Annotated in this window: 18 protein-coding genes and 1 other RNA gene; 2 read left to right on the top strand and 17 right to left on the bottom strand. The window is 66.0% G+C overall.

Annotation, left to right across the window (positions count from 1 at the left end; all coding sequences use genetic code 11):
- Positions 1–77: 77 nt before the first annotated feature.
- The 17 genes from ftsZ to rsmI all read right to left on the bottom strand — a co-directional run bounded on the left by ftsZ (position 78) and on the right by rsmI (position 18598).
- Positions 78–1277: a cell division protein FtsZ gene (gene ftsZ / locus CAG33_RS24255; RefSeq protein WP_085584858.1), complete on the bottom strand. Its 1200-nt coding sequence runs from the start codon at positions 1275–1277 to the stop codon at positions 78–80.
- A 67-nt stretch (positions 1278–1344) separates the two neighbouring features.
- Positions 1345–2604 (bottom strand): cell division protein FtsA, encoded by a 1260-nt coding sequence (gene ftsA, locus CAG33_RS24250; protein ID WP_065261511.1) that lies wholly within the window; start codon positions 2602–2604, stop codon positions 1345–1347.
- Between the two features lie 15 nt (positions 2605–2619).
- Entirely contained in the window at positions 2620–3486 is an 867-nt protein-coding gene (locus tag CAG33_RS24245) for a cell division protein FtsQ/DivIB (protein WP_085584856.1), read from the bottom strand.
- A gap of 4 nt (positions 3487–3490) precedes the next feature.
- The gene (locus tag CAG33_RS24240) at positions 3491–4453 is read right to left on the bottom strand and encodes a D-alanine--D-alanine ligase (protein ID WP_085584855.1); all 963 of its coding nucleotides are present in this window, start codon (positions 4451–4453) and stop codon (positions 3491–3493) included.
- Entirely contained in the window at positions 4450–5910 is a 1461-nt protein-coding gene (gene murC / locus CAG33_RS24235; protein WP_085640809.1) for a UDP-N-acetylmuramate--L-alanine ligase, read from the bottom strand. The genes CAG33_RS24240 and murC overlap by 4 nt, the downstream gene beginning before the upstream one ends.
- Positions 5903–6973, bottom strand: a complete 1071-nt coding sequence (murG, locus tag CAG33_RS24230; RefSeq protein WP_085584851.1) for an undecaprenyldiphospho-muramoylpentapeptide beta-N-acetylglucosaminyltransferase — start codon at positions 6971–6973, stop codon at positions 5903–5905. Before murG ends, murC begins: the two co-directional genes overlap by 8 nt.
- A complete protein-coding gene (gene ftsW, locus CAG33_RS24225) occupies positions 6963–8180 on the bottom strand; it encodes a putative lipid II flippase FtsW (RefSeq protein ID WP_085584849.1) in 1218 nt (405 codons plus the stop codon). The genes murG and ftsW overlap by 11 nt, the downstream gene beginning before the upstream one ends.
- On the bottom strand, positions 8177–9523 hold the full coding sequence (gene murD / locus CAG33_RS24220) for a UDP-N-acetylmuramoyl-L-alanine--D-glutamate ligase (RefSeq protein ID WP_085584847.1): 1347 nt from the start codon (positions 9521–9523) through the stop codon (positions 8177–8179). Before murD ends, ftsW begins: the two co-directional genes overlap by 4 nt.
- Before the next feature lie 5 nt (positions 9524–9528).
- Positions 9529–10611, bottom strand: a complete 1083-nt coding sequence (gene mraY, locus CAG33_RS24215) for a phospho-N-acetylmuramoyl-pentapeptide-transferase (protein WP_085584845.1) — start codon at positions 10609–10611, stop codon at positions 9529–9531.
- The gene (gene murF / locus CAG33_RS24210) at positions 10611–11978 is read right to left on the bottom strand and encodes a UDP-N-acetylmuramoyl-tripeptide--D-alanyl-D-alanine ligase (RefSeq protein ID WP_085584843.1); all 1368 of its coding nucleotides are present in this window, start codon (positions 11976–11978) and stop codon (positions 10611–10613) included. The genes mraY and murF overlap by 1 nt, the downstream gene beginning before the upstream one ends.
- A complete protein-coding gene (locus CAG33_RS24205) occupies positions 11971–13434 on the bottom strand; it encodes a UDP-N-acetylmuramoyl-L-alanyl-D-glutamate--2,6-diaminopimelate ligase (RefSeq protein ID WP_085584841.1) in 1464 nt (487 codons plus the stop codon). Before CAG33_RS24205 ends, murF begins: the two co-directional genes overlap by 8 nt.
- Complete coding sequence (locus tag CAG33_RS24200) at positions 13434–15173, bottom strand: penicillin-binding protein 2 (RefSeq protein ID WP_170929944.1); 1740 nt, start codon at positions 15171–15173, stop codon at positions 13434–13436. Before CAG33_RS24200 ends, CAG33_RS24205 begins: the two co-directional genes overlap by 1 nt.
- Positions 15173–15466, bottom strand: a complete 294-nt coding sequence (gene ftsL, locus CAG33_RS24195) for a cell division protein FtsL (protein ID WP_007956777.1) — start codon at positions 15464–15466, stop codon at positions 15173–15175. Before ftsL ends, CAG33_RS24200 begins: the two co-directional genes overlap by 1 nt.
- Positions 15463–16410 carry a 16S rRNA (cytosine(1402)-N(4))-methyltransferase RsmH gene (gene rsmH, locus CAG33_RS24190; RefSeq protein ID WP_085584837.1) on the bottom strand — a complete coding sequence of 316 codons (948 nt, stop codon included), beginning with the start codon at positions 16408–16410 and terminating at the stop codon, positions 15463–15465. The genes ftsL and rsmH overlap by 4 nt, the downstream gene beginning before the upstream one ends.
- A complete protein-coding gene (mraZ, locus tag CAG33_RS24185; protein WP_003205355.1) occupies positions 16407–16862 on the bottom strand; it encodes a division/cell wall cluster transcriptional repressor MraZ in 456 nt (151 codons plus the stop codon). The genes rsmH and mraZ overlap by 4 nt, the downstream gene beginning before the upstream one ends.
- 403 nt (positions 16863–17265) lie before the next feature.
- Positions 17266–17619: RNase P RNA component class A (rnpB, locus tag CAG33_RS24180), an RNA gene on the bottom strand.
- Positions 17620–17692: 73 nt separating this feature from the next.
- Positions 17693–18598 (bottom strand): 16S rRNA (cytidine(1402)-2'-O)-methyltransferase, encoded by a 906-nt coding sequence (rsmI, locus tag CAG33_RS24175; protein ID WP_085640807.1) that lies wholly within the window; start codon positions 18596–18598, stop codon positions 17693–17695.
- Between the two features lie 178 nt (positions 18599–18776).
- Here rsmI and CAG33_RS24170 point away from each other — a divergent pair, with 178 nt between their 5' ends.
- Together CAG33_RS24170 and CAG33_RS24165 are read left to right on the top strand one after the other, a co-directional pair.
- A complete protein-coding gene (locus CAG33_RS24170) occupies positions 18777–20588 on the top strand; it encodes a penicillin-binding protein activator (protein ID WP_085640805.1) in 1812 nt (603 codons plus the stop codon).
- A complete protein-coding gene (locus CAG33_RS24165; protein ID WP_085584830.1) occupies positions 20588–20950 on the top strand; it encodes a YraN family protein in 363 nt (120 codons plus the stop codon). Before CAG33_RS24170 ends, CAG33_RS24165 begins: the two co-directional genes overlap by 1 nt.
- The last annotated feature ends 20 nt before the right edge of the window (positions 20951–20970 follow it).

Below are 20970 nucleotides of genomic sequence, written 5' to 3'. Positions count from 1 at the left end.
ATCAACAAAGGCTGGCGATGATAGCAGACCGAGCCTTTGCTGAACACCAATCACCTGAATACCCCTGATACATTTCATCAATCGGCCTGACGACGCAGGAAAGCCGGGATGTCCAGGTAGTCCAGGTCATCTTGCGGATTCATCTTCGCGGCAGTCGCAGCACCGGCCTGGGCCTGGTTGCGCATGACGGTCGGACGGTCCAGGTCACGGTAGTTCACCGCTGGCTGCTCCTGACGTGCAGGCGCCTGCTGCGGCTGTACCGGGGCGGCGGCCATGGTGGTGTGGACGGTGTTGTCGATGACCTTCACAGGCTTCTCGATCTTGGCGCCCAGACCGGTGGCGACCACGGTCACGTGCAGCTCGTCGCGCATGTCCGGATCGATCACGGTGCCGACCTTGACCATCGCGTGCTCGGAGGCGAAGGCTTCGATGATCGAACCCACGTCGGAGTACTCGCCCAGGGACAGGTCGGGACCTGCGGTGATGTTCACCAGGATGCCGCGTGCGCCCTGCAGGTTCACGTCTTCGAGCAGCGGGTTGCGGATGGCCGCTTCGGTGGCTTCGCGCGCACGGTTCGGACCGCTGGCGCAGCCGGTGCCCATCATCGCCATGCCCATTTCGCTCATCACGGTGCGCACGTCGGCGAAGTCGACGTTGATCATGCCCGGACGCTTGATGATGTCGGAAATGCCGCGCACGGCGCCGGCCAGCACGTCGTCGGCCTTGGCGAAGGCGGACAGCAGGCTGGCGTCCTTGCCCAGGATGGTCAGCAGCTTCTCGTTCGGGATGGTGATCAGCGAGTCGACGCTTTCGGACAGCATGCGGATGCCTTCGTCGGCGATCTGCATGCGCTTGCGGCCTTCGAACGGGAACGGACGGGTCACGACCGCAACGGTCAGGATGCCCATTTCCTTGGCCACTTCGGCGATGATCGGCGCCGCACCGGTGCCGGTGCCGCCGCCCATGCCGGTGGTGATGAACACCATGTTGGTGCCGGCCAGGACTTCAGCGATGCGCTCGCGGTCTTCCAGCGCGGCCTGACGGCCGACTTCCGGGTTGGCGCCCGCACCCAGGCCCTTGGTCACGCCGGTGCCCAGTTGCAGGATGGTGCGCGCACCGATGTTCTTCAGGGCCTGGGCATCCGTGTTGGCGCAGATGAACTCGACGCCTTCGATGTTGCTCTTGACCATGTGATTGACGGCGTTGCCGCCGCCACCGCCGACACCGATAACCTTGATTACCGGGCTTGCGGGGATGTTGTCTACGAGTTCGAACATTTTCCCTCTCCTTACATTCTCTAGTTTTTTCGCCTACTGCCGTTTGTTGCGGTGCTGCGGTAAAGCTTCAGAAATTGCCTTGGACCCACTTCTTCAGTCGGTCGAGCAACGGCGCCTGCGGCTCGTCGTTGCTGTAGCTGTCGCGGCTGCCGATGCCCGAGAACGAGATCCCGTCGGACTGCTTCTGCAGGCCGTACATCAGCAGGCCCACGCCGGTCGAATAGATCGGGTTGCGCACCACGTCGTCGAGGCCCTTGACGCCGTGCGGCACGCCCAGGCGCACCGGCATGTGGAAGATTTCCTCGGCCAGCTCGGTGGCGCCTTCCATCTTCGAGGTGCCGCCGGTCAGGACGATGCCCGCCGGGATCAGGTCTTCGTAGCCGCTGCGGCGCAGTTCGGCCTGGATCAGGGTGAACAGCTCGTCGTAGCGCGGCTCGACCACTTCGGCCAGGGCCTGGCGGGACAGCTCGCGCGGCGGACGGTCGCCGACGCTCGGCACCTTGATGGTCTCGCCGGCGCCGGCCAGCTTGGCCAGGGCGCAGGCGTAGCGGATCTTGATCTCTTCGGCGTACTGGGTCGGGGTGCGCAGCGCCATGGCGATGTCGTTGGTCACCTGGTCGCCGGCGATCGGGATCACCGCCGTATGGCGGATGGCGCCTTCGGTGAAGATCGCGATGTCGGTGGTGCCGCCGCCGATGTCCACCAGGCACACGCCCAGTTCCTTTTCGTCGTCGGTGAGCACCGAGTAGGCCGAGGCCAGTTGCTCAAGGATGATGTCGTCGATTTCCAGGCCGCAGCGGCGCACGCACTTCTCGATGTTCTGCGCGGCGTTGACGGCGCAGGTGACCACGTGGACCTTGGCCTCCAGGCGCACGCCGGACATGCCCAGCGGCTCGCGCACGCCTTCCTGGTTGTCGATCACGTAGTCCTGCGGCAGGGTGTGCAGCACCCGCTGGTCGGCCGGGATCGCCACGGCCTGGGCGGCGTCGAGCACGCGCTCAAGGTCGGCGGAGCTGACTTCGCGGTCGCGGATCGCCACGATGCCGTGGGAGTTCAGGCTGCGGATGTGGTTGCCGGCCACGCCGACGAACGCCGAGTGGATCCGGCAGCCGGCCATCAGCTGCGCCTCTTCGATGGCGCGCTGGATCGACTGCACGGTGGATTCGATGTTCACCACCACGCCTTTCTTCAGGCCGCGGGACGGATGGGTGCCGATCCCGACGATATCGAGCGTGCCGTCGTCAGCGACCTCGCCTACCAGCGCCACCACTTTGGAGGTGCCGATATCCAGACCGACGATCATTTTGCCGCTTTGCACGTTTGCCATGGGTCCTGCCTCTTCTTAATTCTTTGCGACAGCGGGTTGGGCTGCCGGCGGCGCTACAGGTTCCCGCCAGCCAACGGCCAGGCCGTTGGCGTAGCGCAGATCGATGCGCGCAATGTTCGTAATCTGTTCTTTGAGCGTCTTGTCGTAGATGGCAATGAAGCGGCGCATCTTTTCCACCAGGTTGCCGCGTCCCAGCAGCAACTCGATGCCGGGGCCGGAACTACCGGCACCGGTGGTCAGGAACCAGCTGCCCCGCTCGCGCAGTTCCAGGCGCGCGATCGAGAAGCCCAACGGCCTGAGCATCTGGCTCAGCACCTGATACTGCTGCATCACTTGCTGCTGGGCCCGCTGGGGGCCGAACAGCTGCGGCAGGTGTTCGTAGTTCGCCAGTTCCTTGGGCGTGAACGCCTGGCCCTGGTTGTTGAGCAGCGACTCGTCGCCCCAACGGGCCACCGGCAACTGCTCTTCGAGGCGGATCACCACCTGGTCCGGCCACACCCGACGCACTTCGGCGTGGGCGATCCACGGCATCTGCTCAAGCTCCGTGCGCATGCTGGCCAGGTCGATGGTGAAGAAGCTCGACGCCACGTACGGGGCGATCCGCTGCTGCACCGCCTGCTGGCTGATGTAGCTCAGGTCCCCCTGCACCGCGATCTTGGTGATCGGCCGGTCGGCGTACGGCAGCAGCCGCTGCGCGCCTTCGTAGGTGCCGAACCCCAGGGCCACCAGCAGCACCGGCCAGAACAGCCCTTTGAGGAAGCCGAAATTGGCTTTGGGCAGGCGCGCGGACATCGGCTCTTTGGCCACCATGCGGCTGGCGCCCCGCGGCACCGGCTTGCGGCCGGGTGCGGAGGGCTGATGTCTGAGCTGTGCGCCTTGCATGGCCTTAACCTCGCGCGTCTGCTTCGACACTGGCGGCCAGGATGGCCAGAACCAGTTGCTGGAAATCCAGACCGGCGGCCCGGGCCGCCATCGGCACCAGGCTGTGGTCGGTCATGCCCGGAGCGGTGTTCACTTCCAGGAACCAGAACTGCCCGTCGGCGTCCTGCATCACGTCCGCACGTCCCCAGCCGGCGATGCCCAGCGCGTCGCAGGCCTTGGCCGTCAGGTCCATGAGTTCCTGTTCCTTGGCGGCATCGAGCCCGCACGGAATGCGGTACTGGGTATCGTTGGCGATGTACTTGGCGTCGTAGTCGTAGAACGTGTGGGGCGTGCCCAGGGCGATCGGCGGCAACACCTGGTCGCGCAGGGTGGCGATGGTGAACTCCGGACCCTGGATCCATTGCTCGACCAACACTTGCGAATCGTAGGTACTGGCCGCTTTCCAGGCGTCGATCAACTCGGACGCGGAAGTCACTTTGGCCATCCCGATACTTGAACCTTCATGGGCCGGTTTGACGATCAAAGGGAAGCCCAGTTCCGCCGCCGCCGAAATACAGTCCGCTTCGCTGCGCAGCACGGCGTGGCGCGGCGTCGGGATCCCGAGGCTGTGCCAGACCTGCTTGGTGCGCAGCTTGTCCATGGCCAGCGCCGAGGCCAGGATGCCGCTGCCGGTGTACGGAATGCCGGCGACTTCGAGCAGGCCCTGCATGCTGCCGTCCTCGCCGCCACGACCGTGGAGGATGATGAACGCGCGGTCGATCTTCTCGCTCAACAGGCGCTGCAGCAGGTCGTCGCCCACGTCGATGCCGAACGCGTCCACGCCGGCGCTCTGCAGCGCGGCGAGCACGGCGTTGCCGGACTTCAGCGAGACTTCACGCTCGGCGCTCTTGCCGCCGAACAGCACGGCGACGCGGCCGAAGTCTTTCGGCGCGATGGTGGAGAACAGGTTCGCGTAGGCAGCACTCATTTCAACTTCCCCTCGACCGGCGCCGCGACGGCCCCGGCGAACAACTCGCTTCTCAACAGTTTCGGCGCCAGGCCGCCGATGTCACCGGCGCCTTGGCACAGCAGAATGTCGCCGGCGCGCAGCAGCGGCTTGACCACCGGCGCCAGATCGGCGCCACGCTCGATGTAGATCGGGTCGAGCTGGCCGCGCTGACGGATGCTGTTGCACAGCTTGCGGCTGTCGGCGCCGGGGATCGGCTCTTCGCCGGCCGGGTAGACCTCCATCAGCAGCAGCACGTTGGCGTCGGCCAGCACGTTGACGAAATCGTCGTACAGGTCGCGGGTGCGGCTGTAGCGGTGCGGCTGGTAGACCATCACCAGGCGGCGCTCAGGCCAGCCGCCGCGCACGGCCTTGATCACGGCCGCGACCTCGGTCGGGTGGTGGCCGTAGTCGTCGACCAGCATCACGTTGCCGCCGTCCACCGGCAGCTCGCCGTAGACCTGGAAGCGCCGGCCCACGCCCTGGAAGCCCGACAGGCCCTGGACGATGGCTTCGTCGCTGACGCCTTCGTCGGTGGCGATGCAGATGGTCGCCAGGGAATTGAGCACGTTGTGGTTGCCGGGCATGTTCACCGACACCTCCAGCGGCTCGCGGTCGGGGCGCAGCACGGTGAAGAAGGTCTGCATGCCTTGCTGGCGCACGTTGATCGCGCGCACGTCGGCGTCTTCGCTGAAGCCGTAGGTCACGGTCGGACGCTTGACCTGCGGCAGGATCTCGCGCACCACCGGGTCGTCCAGGCACATCACCGCCAGCCCGTAGAACGGCAGGTTGTGCAGGAACTCGACGAAGGTCTTCTTCAGCTTGTTGAAGTCGCCGTCGTAGGTCGCCATGTGGTCGGCGTCGATGTTGGTGACCACGGCCACCAGCGGCTGCAGGTGCAGGAAGCTCGCGTCGCTCTCGTCCGCCTCGGCGACCAGGTAGCGGCTGGTGCCCAGCTGCGCGTTGGTGCCGGCGGCGTTCAGGCGCCCGCCGATGACGAAGGTCGGATCCAGGCCGCCGGCCGCGAACACCGAAGCGATCAGGCTGGTGGTGGTGGTCTTGCCGTGGGTGCCGGCGACGGCGATGCCGTGGCGGTAGCGCATCAGCTCGGCCAGCATCTCGGCACGGGGCACCACGGGAATGCGACGCTCAAGGGCGGTCGCCACTTCCGGGTTGGAGGTGTTGACCGCGCTCGACACCACCAGCACGTCGGCTGCGGCGGCGTTCTCGGCACGGTGGCCGATGAAGATCTGCGCGCCGAAGGACTCCAGGCGCTCGGTGACCGGGGAAGCCTTCAGGTCCGAACCGGACACGGCGTAGCCCAGGTTCAGCAGCACCTCGGCGATGCCGCACATGCCCACGCCGCCGATGCCGACGAAGTGGATGCGGCGGATGCGGCGCATTTCCGGTTGCGGCATGGCTTTCTGATTCTCAACCATGGGCCACCTCCAGGCAGGTGTCGACCACGCTACGGGTGGCATCGGGTTTGGCCAGACGGCGGGCCGCTTGGGCCATTTGTTCGAGTCGTTGCGGTTGCATCAAGACCTCTGTCAGGCGCGCGGCAAGGTCCGCTGCGCCGGTCGTTCTTTGCGGCATCAGGAAGGCAGCGCCTTCGCGGGCCAAATAATCGGCGTTGCGGGTCTGGTGATCGTCGATGGCGTGGGGCAAGGGCACCAGCATCGAAGGCAGACCGGCGGCGGCCAGTTCACTGATGGTCAGGGCGCCTGCGCGGCACACCACCAGGTCAGCCCAGCCATAGGCCTGGGCCATGTCTTTGATGAACGGCTGCACCTGCGCGTCGACGCCGGCGGCGCGGTAGCGCTCTGCAGTCACTTCATCGTGGTGCTTGCCGGCCTGGTGGAACACCTCCGGACGCAGGTCGGCAGCGACTTGCGCCAGGGCTTCAGGCAACAGCTTGTTCAACGGTTCTGCGCCCAGGCTTCCGCCCAGGATCAGCAAACGTGCCTTGCGACCGGCCAGGGCCTGCCGCGGCGTTTCGAGGAACAGCTCGCTGCGCACCGGGTTACCGGTGGTGCGGCGGCTGTCCGACAGGGTAAAGGTGTCGGGAAACGCTTCACACACCCGGGCGGCGAACGGCACCAGCATCCGATTGGCGGTGCCGGCCACGGCGTTCTGCTCGTGAACGATCACCGGCACGCCGGCCAGCTTCGCGGCGACACCGCCGGGGCCGGTCACATAACCGCCGAAACCGACCACGCACACCGGCTTGAGGCGGCGCATCACGGCACGGGCCTGCAGCACCGACTTGAGCAGCATGAACGGCGCCTTGAGCAGCGACAGCTTGCCCTTGCCCCGCAGGCCGGTGGCGTTGATGCGGTGCAGTTCCAGGCCTGCGGCCGGCACCAGGTCGTTCTCGATCCCGCGCGGGGTGCCGAGCCAGTGCACGGTGTAGCCGCGCGCCTGGAACTCGCGGGCACAGGCCAGCGCCGGGAACACGTGGCCGCCGGTGCCGCCGGCCATGATCAATACGTTAGCGCCCATGGTTCGGCTCCTCGGCGAAGTCGCTCTCATGGAATTCCATCTCTTCGCTGCCCAGGTGCGTGCGGCTCTCCCACTCGATCCGCAGCAGCAGGCCGAGGCAGGCGCAGCAGATCACCAGGGAGCTGCCGCCGTAACTGAGGAACGGCAAGGTCAGGCCCTTGGTCGGCAGCAGGCCGACGTTCACGCCGATGTTGATCAGGAACTGGCCGATCCACAGGAACGACAGCCCGTAAGCGACATAGGCGGCAAAAAACTGTTTGGCCTTCTCGGCCCACAGGCCGATGTACATGCCACGGATGCACACGAACACGAACAGCGCCACAGTGCACAGCGAACCCACGGCGCCCAGCTCCTCGGCCAGCACCGAGAACACGAAGTCGGTGTGGGCTTCCGGCAGGTAGAACTGCTTCTGCACGCTGTTGCCCAGGCCGACGCCCAGCCACTCGCCGCGGCCGAACGCGATCAGCGCCTGGGACAGCTGGTAACCGGCGCCGAACTGGTCGGCCCACGGGTCGGCGAAGTTGGTCAGACGCGCCATCCGGTACGGCTGCATCTGGATCAGCAGCACCACCGCCGCGACCGCCAGCACCACCATCAGGGAGAACCGGAACAGGCCGACGCCGCCCAGGAACAGCATCGCCGCGGCCGCGCCCATCATCACCACGGTGGCGCCGAAGTCCGGCTCCATCAGCAGCAGGCCCGCCATCGGCAGCAGCACGATGAACGGCTTGAAGAAGCCCATCCAGCTTTCGCGCACTTCCTTCTGCCGGCGCACCAGGTAGCCGGCCAGGTAGATCACCACGAACACCTTGGCGATCTCGGAGGGCTGCACGTTGAAGAAGCTGAAGCCGATCCAGCGCATCGAGCCGTTCACCTCCCGGCCGATGCCGGGAACGATCACCATCACCAGCAGGCCGAAGGCGCCGATCAGCATCATCCAGCCCATGCGCTGCCAGGTGGCGATCGGGATCATCATGGTCACGACGCAGGCGCCCAGCCCCAGCACGATGTAGATCAGGTGGCGGATCATGTAATAGAGGGCGCTGCCCGACTGGGCCGCCGCCACTTCGGTCGACGCCGAGGCGATCATGATCAGCCCGAGCCCCAGCAGCGCCAGGCAGCCGGCGAGCATCGGGAAGTCGAGGTCGATGCCGCGTCCGGTGATGATCGGCGACGGGTACGGCTTGATGATCCCTTTCAGGCTCATGCCAGATCCTCCACGGTGCGGACGAACTGGTGGCCCCGGTCTTCGTAGTTCTTGAACATGTCGAAACTGGCGCAGGCCGGCGACAGCAGCACCACATCGCCCGGGCGGGCGGCGGCGCGGCATTGCGCAACGGCTTCGGCCAGGGAGCCGGCACGGATCAGCGGCACGGCGTCGCCGAGGGCCTCGCCGATCTTGTCGCTGTCGCGGCCCATCAGGACCACGGCGCGGCAGTGGGCCGCCACCGGATCGCGCAGGTCATGGAATTCGGCGCCCTTGCCGTCGCCGCCGGCGATCAGCACGATCTTGCCGTCGATGTCCGCGCCCAGGCCTTCGATGGCGGCCAGCGCGGCGCCGACGTTGGTGGCCTTGGAGTCGTTGTAATAGCCGACGCCGTCCACGTCACGCACCCACTGGCAGCGGTGCTCGAGGCCGGCGAAGTTGCGCAGCGCCGCGAGCATCGCGTCGAACGGCAGGCCGACCGCATGGCCGAGCGCCAGCGCCGCCAGGGCGTTGGACTGGTTGTGGGCGCCGCGGATCTTCAGTTCGCGCACCGGCATCAGGTTCTGGAATTCGAAGGCCAGCCACTTCTCGCCGTCCTCTTCGCGAATGCCGAACGCCTTGAAGTCCGGTTTGGTCAGGCCGAAGGTCCAGCACGGCTGGCCCTCGCCCATCAACGGACGGCTCAGGGCGTCCTGGCGGTTGACCACGAACTGCTTGGCGCCCCGGAAGATCCGGTGCTTGGCCAGGTGGTAGGCCGGCAGGCCGCTGTAGCGGTCCATGTGGTCTTCGCTGATGTTGAGCACGGTCGCCACTTCGGCGTTGAGCTGGTCGGTGGTCTCCAGCTGGAAGCTCGACAGCTCCATCACGTACAGCTCGACGTCGTCGCTCAGAAGGTCCAGCGCCGGTGTGCCGAGGTTGCCGCCCACCGCCACGCGTTTGCCGGCGGCAGCCGCCATCTCGCCGACCAGGGTGGTGACGGTGCTTTTCGCGTTGGAGCCGCTGATGGCCACGATCGGCGCCTTCGCGTTGCGCGCGAACAGCTCGATGTCGCCGGACAGTTTCACGCCACGGGCCGCTGCGGCCTGCAGGGCCGGGGTCGCCAGCGCCAGGCCGGGGCTCACGTAGAGTTCGTCGGCACGGCACAGGAACTCGACGTCCAGCTCGCCACAACGCACTTCCACGTGCGGATAGTCACGCTTGAGCGTGGCCAGTTCCGGCGGGTTTTCCCGCGTGTCGGCCACCGCAAACGCCACGCCCCGGTTCGCCAGGAAGCGAACCAGGGACATGCCGCTCTTGCCGAGGCCGACAATGATGCGGAAGTGGTCGGAAGCGATCAGGGACACTCGTTCTACCTCAGCTTCAGGGTGGCAAGGCCGATCAGCACGAGAATCACGGTGATGATCCAGAAACGGACGATCACGCGCGGCTCGGGCCAGCCCTTGAGTTCAAAGTGGTGGTGGATCGGCGCCATGCGGAACACGCGGCGGCCGGTCAGTTTGAAAGAGGCGACCTGGATGACCACCGAGAGGGTCTCCATCACGAACACGCCGCCCATGATGAACAGGACGATTTCCTGGCGCACGATCACGGCGATGGTGCCCAGCGCGGCGCCCAGCGCCAGCGCGCCGACGTCGCCCATGAAGACTTGGGCCGGATAGGTGTTGAACCACAGGAAGCCCAGGCCGGCGCCGATCAGCGCGCCGCAGAACACGATCAGTTCGCCCGCGCCCGGCACGTAAGGGATCAGTAGGTATTCGGCGAACTTCACGTTGCCCGACAGGTAGCAGAAGATGCCCAGGCCGCCGCCGACCATCACGGTCGGCATGATCGCCAGGCCGTCGAGGCCGTCGGTCAGGTTGACCGCGTTGCTCGACCCGACGATCACGAAGTAGGTCAGCACGATGAAGCCGGCGCCCAGCGGAATGCTGTAGTCCTTGAGCATCGGCAGGATCAGGGTGGTTTCCACCGGCGTCGCGGCGGTCATGTAAAGGAAGATCGCGGCGCCGAGGCCGAACACCGACTGCCAGAAATACTTCCAGCGGCTCGGCAGGCCACGGGAGTTCTTCTCGATCACCTTGCGGTAGTCGTCGACCCAGCCGATGGCGCCGAACAGCAGGGTCACCAGCAGCACGACCCAGACGTAACGGTTGGTGAGGTCGGCCCACAGCAGAGTGCTGACGCCGATGGACGACAGGATCAGGGCGCCGCCCATGGTCGGCGTACCCGACTTGGACAGGTGCGATTGCGGGCCGTCGTTGCGCACGGCCTGGCCGATCTGGCGGTTCTGCAGGGTGCGGATCATCCATGGGCCGTAGCACAGCGACAGGACCAGCGCGGTCAGCACACCGAGGATCCCGCGCAGGGTCAGGTACTGGAAGACCGCGAAGCCTTTGTAGAACTGTTGCAGATACTCCGCTAGCAGCAGCAGCATTAATGTTTCTCCAGACTGGAACCGCACAGGGCCGCCACGATGTTTTCCATCGCCGCGCTGCGCGAGCCCTTGATCAAAATGGTGGTGTTTTTGTCCTGTTCGGCGGCCAGGGCCTGGATCAGTTCGGCCTGGGTGCCGAAGTGATGCGCCTGCGCACCGAAAGCGTTCACGGCATGGGCCATCAGCGGGCCGACGGCGTAAAGCGCGGAAACCTTGCCCCGGGCGTACTCGCCCACGTCGCGGTGCCCCTGCTCCGCCCAGTCGCCCAACTCGCCGATGTCCCCGAGCACCAGAACGGTGCGGCCGGAAAAGCCGGCGAGTATATCAACGGCCGCGCACATGGAGGTGGGGTTTGCGTTGTAGGTGTCGTCGATCACGCGTTGGCCGTTCTTGGCCAGTTGCGCGACGGTGCGGCCCTTGACCGGCTGCACCGCGCCGAGCCCGGTGGCGATGCCGAACGGCGACACGCCCAGGGCATGGGCGGCAGCGGCGGCGGCCAGGGCGTTGGCGACGTTGTGGGTGCCGAGCAGGTTCAGCTGCACCCGCTCGGAGCCTGCCGGCCCGTGCAGGGTGAACGCCGGGCAGCCGCGCGCGTCGGTGGCCAGGTCGCTGGCACGGAAATCCGCCTGCGGGTTGTTCAGGGCGAAGGTCAGCACCTTGCGCCCGCCCGCCCGGGCCTTCCAGATGCCGAAAGCCTTGTCGTCGAGGTTCAGCACTGCGGTGCCGTCGGCGGCCAGCCCTTCGATGATTTCGCCCTTGGCCTCGACGATCTTCTCCGGCCCGCCGAACTCGCCGACGTGGGCGGTGCCTGCGTTGTTGAGGATCGCCACATGGGGTTTGGTCAAGCCGACGGTGTAGGCGATCTCACCCAGGCGCGAAGCCCCCAGCTCGATCACCGCCGCGCTGTGTTCCGGGGCGAGTTCGAGCAGGGTCAGCGGGACGCCGAGGTCGTTGTTCAGGTTGCCGCGGGTCGCGTGCACCGAGCCACGGGTGCGCAGGATGCCCGCAAGCATCTCCTTGACCGTGGTCTTGCCGCTGGAGCCGGTCACGGCCGCCACCGGATGGGTGAACGCGGCACGGTTGAGCGCACCCAACTGGCCCAGGGCCTGACGGGTGTCCTTGACCAGCAGTTGCGGCAGCGTGCTGTCGGCGATCTCGCGCTCGACCAGCGCCGCGACCGCGCCTTTGGCGGCGACGTCGTTGAGGTAGTCGTGACCGTCGAAACGCGGGCCGGTCAGGGCGATGAACAGTTGGCCGGGCTTGATCGCGCGGCTGTCGATGCTGACGCCGTCGAAGCTCGCGTCGCCGGCGATCAGCCGTGCGTCGAGGGCGTTGGTCAGTTCGCTGAGTTTCAGAGCCTTAAGCATGGGCCACCTCCCACGCGGTCAGGGCATGATCGGCTTCCACCAGATCGGAAAAGGCATGCCGCTGGCCGTTGATTTCCTGATAGTCCTCATGGCCCTTGCCGGCCAGGACGATCACGTCGTCGGCCGAAGCGCCGGCGATCAATTGAGCGATGGCCTGGCCGCGGCCGGCCACGAAGGTGACGTTATCCACAGCCGCGAAACCGGCGCGGATGTCGTCGAAGATCTGCGCCGGGTCTTCCGTGCGCGGGTTGTCGTCGGTGACCAGCACGCGGTCGGCCAGACGCTCCACCACTTCGGCCATCAGCGGACGCTTGCCGCGGTCACGGTCGCCGCCGCAGCCGAACAGGCACAGCAGTTGGCCTTTGACGTGCGGGCGCAACGCGGTCAGAACCTTTTCCAGCGCATCCGGCGTGTGGGCGTAGTCGACCACCACCAGGGGCTGGTTGCCGCCGCCCAGGCGCTGCATGCGTCCGGCCGGGCCTTCAAGCTTCGGCAGCACCTTGAGGATTTCGTCCAGCGGGTAGTCGAGGCCGAGCAACGCGCCGACCGCCGCCAGCACGTTGCTCAGGTTGAAGCGGCCCAGCAGCGTGCTGCGCAGGTGATGTTCGCCCTGGGGCGTGACCAGCGTGGCGCGCACGCCGTGGTCGTCGAACTGCGCTTCGCGGCAATAGAGGTAGGCGCCGCTGTCGAGCAGGCTGTAGGTGATCAGCCGCGACTCGCGCTGTTCGGCGGCCAGTTGCCGGCCGAAGTCGTCGTCGAGGTTGACCACCCGGCATTTCAGGTCGTTCCAGGCGAACAGCCTGGCCTTGGCCGCCGCGTAGGCTTCCATGGTGCCGTGATAGTCGAGATGGTCGCGGGACAGGTTGGTCATCACCGCCACATCGAAGGCCAGCGCCGTGACCCGGCCCTGATCCAGGCCGTGGGACGACACTTCCATGGCCACGGCCTTGGCGCCGGCCTTTTTCAGGTCGCCCAGGGTCGCCTGCATGGCGATCGGGTTCGGCGTGGTGTGCAGGCCGCTCTGCAGCGCGCCGTAGAAACCGGAACCGAGGGTGCCGACGATGCCGCAGTGCTGGCCGAGCAGGTCCAGGGCCTGGGCCACCAGTTGGGTCACGCTGGTCTTGCCGTTGGTGCCGGTCACGCCGATCAGGTTCAGGTGATGGCTGGGCTCGCCGTAGAAGCGCCCGGCGATGTCCGACAGCTGCGCCGCCAGGCCCTTGACCGGAATCAGCGGCACATCGGTGATCGGCAGCACGGTGGCGCCCTGCACTTCATAGGCCACGGCGGCCGCGCCGCGCTCCAGCGCGTCGGCGATGTGGGCACGGCCGTCGAACTTGCCGCCCGGCACCGCGAGGAACAGGTCGCCGGCGCGCACGTTGCGGCTGTCCAGCGCCAGTTCACGGATCAGCAGATCGTGGCCGGCGTGGGGGAATATCTTGTTCAGACTCAGAGACATCAGCCGCGCCCTCCATTGGCTTTCAGCGGAACGGCCGGGGTGGCGTTGGCCTGTTGTGTGGTCGGCAGGTTGTCCGGGGTGACGTTCATCAGGCGCAGGGTGCCGGACATCACGCGGCTGAACACCGGCGCCGACACCAGACCGCCGAAGTAGCCGGCCTTGGTCGGTTCATCGATCACCACGACGATGGCGTAACGCGGATCGCTCATCGGGCCGAAGCCGGCGAACAACGAACGGTAGGAGTTTTCGGCGTAGCCCTTGGTGCCCACCGACGTCTTGCGCGCCGTACCGGACTTGCCGCCCACGTGGTACGCCGGCACCTGAGCACGGAACACGCCGCGCGGGGCCTCGATCACCTGCTGCAGCATGCCTTGCATGGTTTTCGCCACGGCCTCCGGCAGCACCTGGGTAGTCTGCGGGGCCTTGTCGGTCTTGATCAGGGTCAGCGGCGCGAGGCGGCCGTTGTTGGCCAGCGCCGAGAACGCGTGCACCAGCTGGATCGCGGTGACGGACACGCCGTAGCCGTAGGACAGCGTCGCCGTTTCGGCCTTGCGCCAGTCCCGGTAGTTCGGCAGGTTGCCTACACGCTCGCCGGGGAAGCCCAGGCCGGTGTCCTGGCCGAGGCCCAGCTTCTGCGCGAGGCGGAAAATGGTCTCGCCGCCGATGTCGAACGCGACCTTGCTCATGCCGACGTTACTGGAGTTGATCAGGATGCCGGTCATGTCCAGCACCGGGCCTTCGGTCTTGGACACGTCCTTGATGGTGTACTTGCCGATCTGCAGGCTGCCCGGATACACCTCGACGGTGTCGCTCGGTTTCCAGCGCCCGCTCTCGATGGCGGCGCTCATGGAGATGGCCTTCATGGTCGAACCCGGCTCGAACACGTCAATCATCGCCCGGTTGCGCATCATCGCCGGCTGCAGGTAGCGGCGGTTGTTCGGGTTGTAGGTCGGCTGGTTGACCATGGCCAGGATCTCGCCGGTCTTCACGTCCATGATCACCAGGCTGCCGGCCTTGGCACCGTTCTCGATGATCGCGTTGCGCAGTTCGCGGTTGGCCAGGTACTGCAGGCGCAGGTCAATCGACAACGCCAAGGGCTTGCCGGCCTTGGCGTTCTTGGTGACCTGGACATCCTTGATCAGCCGACCGCGCCGATCCTTGATGACCTGTCGTTTGCCCGGCACCCCGGCGAGCCATTCGTCGTAGGCGAGCTCGACGCCTTCGCGGCCGTGGTCGTCGATGTCGGTGAAGCCGACCATGTGCGCGGTGACTTCGCCGGCCGGGTAGAACCGGCGGAACTCTTCGATGCCGTAGACGCCCGGCACTTTCAGGTCGAGCACGGCCTGGCCCTGCTCGGGGGTCAGCCCGCGCACCAGGTAGATGAATTCTTTGTTCGCCTGCGCCTCGAGGCGTTCGGCCAGGGCTTTGGGATCCTGCCCCAGCGCAGCCGCCAATGCCGGCCACTTCTCTTTGGCCAGTTGCATTTCCTTGGCGTTGGCCCACAGGGTGGTCACCGGCGTGCTCACGGCGAGCGGTTCGCCGTTGCGGTCGGTGATCAGGCCACGGTGCGCCGGAATCGGAATGTGACGCACGCTGCGCGCATCGCCCTGACCTTTGAGGAAGTCACGGTCCACCACCTGCAGGTCGATGATGCGCCAGCAGATCGCCGCGACCATGATGCCGAGCAGCCCCACCACCAGGCGGAACCGCCATGGGAAGAGTGCGCCTTCGAGCTTCATCATGGCGCCACCATCTTCACGTCAGCCGCGCCGGGGATGTGCATCTTCAGTTGTTCGGTGGCCAGCACTTCGATGCGGCTGTGGGCAGTCCAGGTGCTCTGCTCCAGGATCAGCCGGCCCCACTCGGCCTGCGCCTTGTCGCGCACGCTCAGCTCGTTGTACAGGGTGTTGAGCAGCTGCCGGTTCCAGTGGGCGCTGTAGGACACGCCGATGGCCGACACGAGCACGCCGATGAACAGCAGCAGCATGAAGAAGCTGCCGCCCGGCAGGGGCTTGGCGAATAGCTTGCTCACCGCAGCTTCTCCGCCACACGCATGACCGCGCTGCGCGAGCGCGGGTTGGCCTTGAGCTCGGCGTCGGAGGCCGTCTGCGCCTTGCCATGGACCTTGATCTTGGGTTCGAACGCCACGTGCCGGACCGGCAGGTTGCGCGGCAGGTTGTCGGCCTCGCCCTTCACCAGCTTGCGCATGAACAGCTTGACGATGCGGTCTTCCAGCGAATGGAAACTGATGACCACCAGACGGCCGCCGACCTCCAGGCACTCGAGCGCGGCTTCAAGGCCTGCCTCCAGGTCGCCCAGTTCGTTGTTGACGTGGATGCGCAGGCCCTGGAACGCGCGGGTCGCCGGGTTCTTGCCCTTTTCCCAGGCCGGGTTGGCGACCTTGAGGACTTCGGCCAGATCGCCGGTGCGTTCGAACGGCGTGACATCGCGGCGCTCGACCACGGCACGGGCCATGCGACCGGAGAAACGCTCCTCGCCGTATTCCTTGAACACCCGGGCGATCTCTTCGACCGGTGCGGTGTTGACGAACTCCGCCGCACTGATGCCGCGGGACGGATCCATGCGCATGTCCAGCGGACCGTCGTTGAGGAAACTGAACCCGCGCTCCGGGTCGTCTAGCTGCGGCGAAGACACGCCCAGGTCGAGCAGGATGCCGCTGACCTTGCCGGACAGACCGCGCTCGGCCACTTCCGCGCCGAGCTCGGCAAAGCTGCGCTGCACAACGACAAAGCGGCCGTCTTCGGCCGCTAGCGTTTGCCCGGTGGCAATCGCCTGAGGATCCTTGTCGAATCCGAGGAGCCGCCCGTCAGGGCCCAGCTTGCTGAGGATCAGCCGGCTGTGCCCGCCGCGCCCGAACGTGCCATCCAGATAGCAGCCATCAGGACGTACGGCGAGAGCCTCGACGGCTTCGTCAAGCAGTACGGTGATGTGGTTGAAGCCGCTATCAATAGTCACAGGATCAGATCACGCAGTTCGTCGGGCATGGCGCCCGGTTGTTGTATGGCAGCGAGGTCGGCGGCGGAAACCGCGTTCCAGGCATCTTCGTCCCACAGTTGGAACTTGTTCAGTTGGCCCACCAGCATGGCGCGCTTGTCGAGCTTCGCGTATTCGCGCAGACGCGGCGGAACCAGGAAACGGCCGCTGCCGTCGAGTTCGAGGTCGACGGCGTTGCCGATCAGCAAACGTTGCAGGCGACGGTTCTCTTCGCGGAGCGAAGGAAGCGCGCGCAACTTGGTTTCAATAATTTCCCACTCATCGAGCGGGTAGACACACAGACACGGATCAACGGCGTCGATCGTGACGATCAACTGCCCGGAACTACGCGAAACGAGCTCGTCACGGTACCGGCTCGGCATGGCGAGACGGCCCTTTGCATCGAGACTGATAGCGTTGGCTCCGCGAAACACGGCTGCGTTTCTCCAATTTTTAGCGTTTTGAGCTCAGAAAACCCACTTCATGCCACTTTCCGCCACTTGCGCACACTATAGGAATGCGCCCACCACACCGTCAAGGCGCGGATTAAAGGAAAACCCTTACAGAACGGAGATTTAGGAGCATAAAAGGAGGCACAACGAGAATCCGGCGGACACCTGCGACCAATAACCTGAAGCAGCACTGAAAGCTGCGCTCGAAAGTTAAAGTGATTTGTTAAGAGTAAGATCTTTTCGGTATTACAAAAGCGCTTCTGCTGTTGAATGAAGCAAGGTGGGAAATGGCTACTACGGCATCGGCCGCTGCCGGATCTCCGGCGCAGGCCTGCTGCTAATAAACAGCCCCGTCGCCTTTAATTCAAGCAGGGAAAGAAAAAAGGTGGAGAGTCGATCTGTAAGCCGGGTTCTGTCTTGAACAGTCATTCGTCTACGATGGCCATCACTGGACACCTTTAGCAACCTACCCGGTCCCAGCGCGGGCCACGCCTTGGGACCCTATTTGGTCTTGCTCCAAGTGGGGTTTACCTAGCCACGAACTGTTGCCAGTCGTGCGGTGCGCTCTTACCGCACCTTTTCACCCTTACCGGCGCCGAAGCGCTTAGGCGGTTGTTTTCTGTGGCACTTTCCGTAGGCTCGCGCCTCCCAGGCGTTACCTGGCACTTCGCCCTATGGAGCCCGGACTTTCCTCCCCCCCCTAATTCTCATAGGGGGCAGCGACTGTCCGATCGACTCTCCGCCGCGCAGGTTAACGGCAGAGCGCCCGAAGAACAAGCGCTAATGGCCATCAGAGCCGTCTGGGCGACGGGTTACGCGCCTTTTTGCCGATCCAGCGCCACCTGGTACAGCACGTTCTTGCGCTCGCCGGTGATTTGCGCCGCCAGGGCCGCCGCACGCTTGAGCGGCATTTCCTCAAGCAGCAGATCGAGGATGCGCAGGGCTTCGGCACTGACCGCCTCGTCCGACTCCGGCGCCGTCCAGCCGGCGACCACCACCACGCACTCGCCGCGCTGCTGGTTGCTGTCCGCCTCGACGAACGCGCGCAGCTCGGCCAGCGGCAAGCCCTTGAGCGTCTCGAAGGTCTTGGTCAGTTCACGGGCCAGCAGCGCCGGACGCTCGGCGCCGAACACCGCTTCCATGTCCTGCAGGCATTCGAGGATGCGGTGCGGCGCCTCATAGAAGATCAGCGTGCGGGGTTCTTCCTTGATGGCCTCCAGGCGCGCGTTGCGCCCCACCGCCTTGGCCGGCAGGAAACCTTCGAAGATGAAGCGGTCGGACGGCAGGCCCGCCGCCGACAGCGCGGCGATCAGCGCACAGGCGCCCGGCACCGGCACCACATTGATCCCGGCGGCCCGGGCCTGGCGCACCAGGTGATAGCCCGGGTCGGAGATCAGCGGCGTCCCGGCATCCGAGATCAGCGCCACGTTGTCGCCCGCCAGCAGGCGGGTGATGAAGCGGCTGCCTTCGTCGCGCTCGTTGTGCTCGTGGCAGGCCGCCAGCGGCGTGTTGATGCCGAAGTGCTGCATCAGACGCTGGGAGTGCCGGGTGTCCTCGGCGGCGATCAGCGCCACCTCGCGCAGGATCTTCAGCGCACGGGCACTGATGTCGTCCAGGTTGCCGATGGGCGTCGCCACCACATAAAGCGAGCCGGCAGCGGAATTCAAAGCACCTGGAGCAGTCAAAGCGCGCACCTCAAGATCGGTAAAAGCCGGCATTGTAGCGCGTCAGGCGACGGGCGACGTGCTTTGGATCGACAGGGCCCGTCGCCGGCCGGCGTGACGCCGCAACATTTGCTGCGGATAAATTAACGGTTTCGTACCGGCGACATCGCGCCCCGGCCAGCGCTTGGGTACAATTCCACGCTAATTTGATCGAGTATTCAGGAACACTTACATGATCGCTTGTCTGCGGCTGCTCACTGCCCTCTGCCTCGTTGCCTTGCTGGCGGCCTGCGCCAGTTCCCCTTCCTCCAGCCTTGGCGAACTTCCACGGACTCCGGACGCCAGCATCGAGCAACTGCTCGAACAGGCCGCCCAGAGCAAATCCCCGGACAAGGCCGCCCTGCTGCGCCTGAGCGCTGCGGACCTGGCCTATCGCCAAGGCAATGCCGGGCAGTCCGCGCAGATCCTGCAGCAAGTGCCGATGGAGCAGCTCAAGCCCGGCCAGCAGGTCTTCGCCGCCACCCTGTCGGCGGAGCTGGCCATGACCCGCAACCAGCCGAAGGCCGCGCTGACCGCCCTGAGCCATCCGAGCCTGCAACGCCTGGGTGAACTTTCCGAGGCGCAGCAAGTGCGCACCGGCACCGTTCACGCCCGCGCCCTGGAGGCCGACGGCCAGACCCTGGCCGCCGCACGCGAGCGCATCTTCATCGCGCCGATGCTCGAAGGCGAAGCCGCCGCCAAGAACCACGAAGCGATCTGGACACTGGTCGCCTCGCTGCCGACCGACCAACTGCAGGCCAACGCCACCGACGACCTCGGCGGCTGGATGAGCCTGGCCCTGGCCGTCAAGACCGCCGGCACCCTGGAACAGCAACAGGCCGCCATCGACGCCTGGCGCTCGCAGCATCCCAAGCACCCGGCTGCCATCACCCTGCCGCTGCCGCTGACCAAGCTCAAGGAACTGGCCAGCCAGCCCCTGAGCAAGATCGCCCTGCTGCTGCCCCAGGACGGCCCGCTGGCCTCGGTCGGCAAAGCGCTGCGCGACGGCTTCATGGCCGCCCACTACCAGGCCCAGCAGGCCGGCCAGAAGCCGCCGGCCATCGAGTTCTACGACAGCTCGCGCCTGACCAATCTCGATGAGTTCTACCGCAAGGCCCAGGCCGACGGCGTACAACTGGTCGTCGGCCCGCTGGAGAAGCCGCTGGTCAAACAACTGAGCACCCGTCCGCAACTGCCGATCACCACCCTGGCCCTGAACTACAGCGAAGGCGACCAAGGCCCGGCACAACTGTTCCAGTTCGGCCTGGCCGCTGAAGACGAAGCCCGCGAAGTGTCCCGCCGCGCCCGCGCCGACGGCCTGCACCGCGCAGCGATCATGGTGCCGCGCGGCGAATGGGGCGACCGCGTCCTGCGCGCGTTCAGCCAGGACTGGCAAGCCAACGGCGGCAGCATCGTCGCCACCGAACGCGTCGATCAGCCGGTGCAACTGGCCCAGCAGATCGCCGACATGTTCCAGCTGCGCCAGAGCGAGGCCCGCGCCAAGAGCCTGCAGAACGCCGCCGGCACCAACGTCGCCGCGCAGCCGTCGCGCCGTCAGGACATCGAGTTCATCTTCCTGGCCGCCACCCCGCAGCAGGCCCAGCAGATCAAGCCGACCCTGAACTTCCAGTACGCCGGCGACGTGCCGGTCTACGCCACCTCCCACGTGTTCAGCGCCAGCGGCGACGTGAACCAGTACAACGACATGAACGGCATTCGCTTCTGCGAAACCCCATGGCTGCTGGACGCCAACGATCCGCTGCGCAAGCAGGTGACCGCGCAGTGGCCGCAGGCCGCCGGCAGCCTCGGCCGCCTGTATGCGATGGGCGTCGACGCCTACCGCCTGGCGCCGCGCCTGGGCCAGCTCAAGGCCATGCCGGACAGCCGCATCGAAGGCCAGTCGGGCAGCCTGGGCATGACCCAGAGCCAGCGCGTCGTGCGTCAGCTGCCATGGGCCGAGTTCGTCAGCGGCCAGGTCCAGCGCCTGCCGGACACCCCGCGCTGATGCCCGACAGGTCACGCCAGCAAAGCGGCAAGGATGCCGAGCGCCAAGCGCTCGATCATCTGCAGCACCAGGGTCTGCGCCTGCTGGCGCAGAACTGGATGTGCAAACGCGGCGAGCTTGATCTGGTCATGCTCGATGGCGATACAGTAGTATTCGTCGAAGTCCGCTACCGGAAGAACACCCAATGGGGCGGCGCACTCGACAGCGTCGATGAGCGCAAACGGCAAAAACTGATTTTCGCCGCGCAGTATTTTCTTCAGCGCGAACCGCGCTGGGCCAATTCTCCCTGCCGCTTCGACGTGGTGGCCATCGACAACCGTCCCGATCAACTGAACTGGCTGCAGAATGCGTTCGACAGTTGAGCGCCGGCGGCGCCCCGGAC

Origin of the sequence: Pseudomonas sp. B3(2017), from assembly GCF_002113595.1 — a bacterium.
GTDB lineage: Bacteria > Pseudomonadota > Gammaproteobacteria > Pseudomonadales > Pseudomonadaceae > Aquipseudomonas > Aquipseudomonas ekonensis.
Note: the sequence above shows the minus strand (reverse complement) of the source record. Positions and strands in the feature narration are given on the sequence as shown.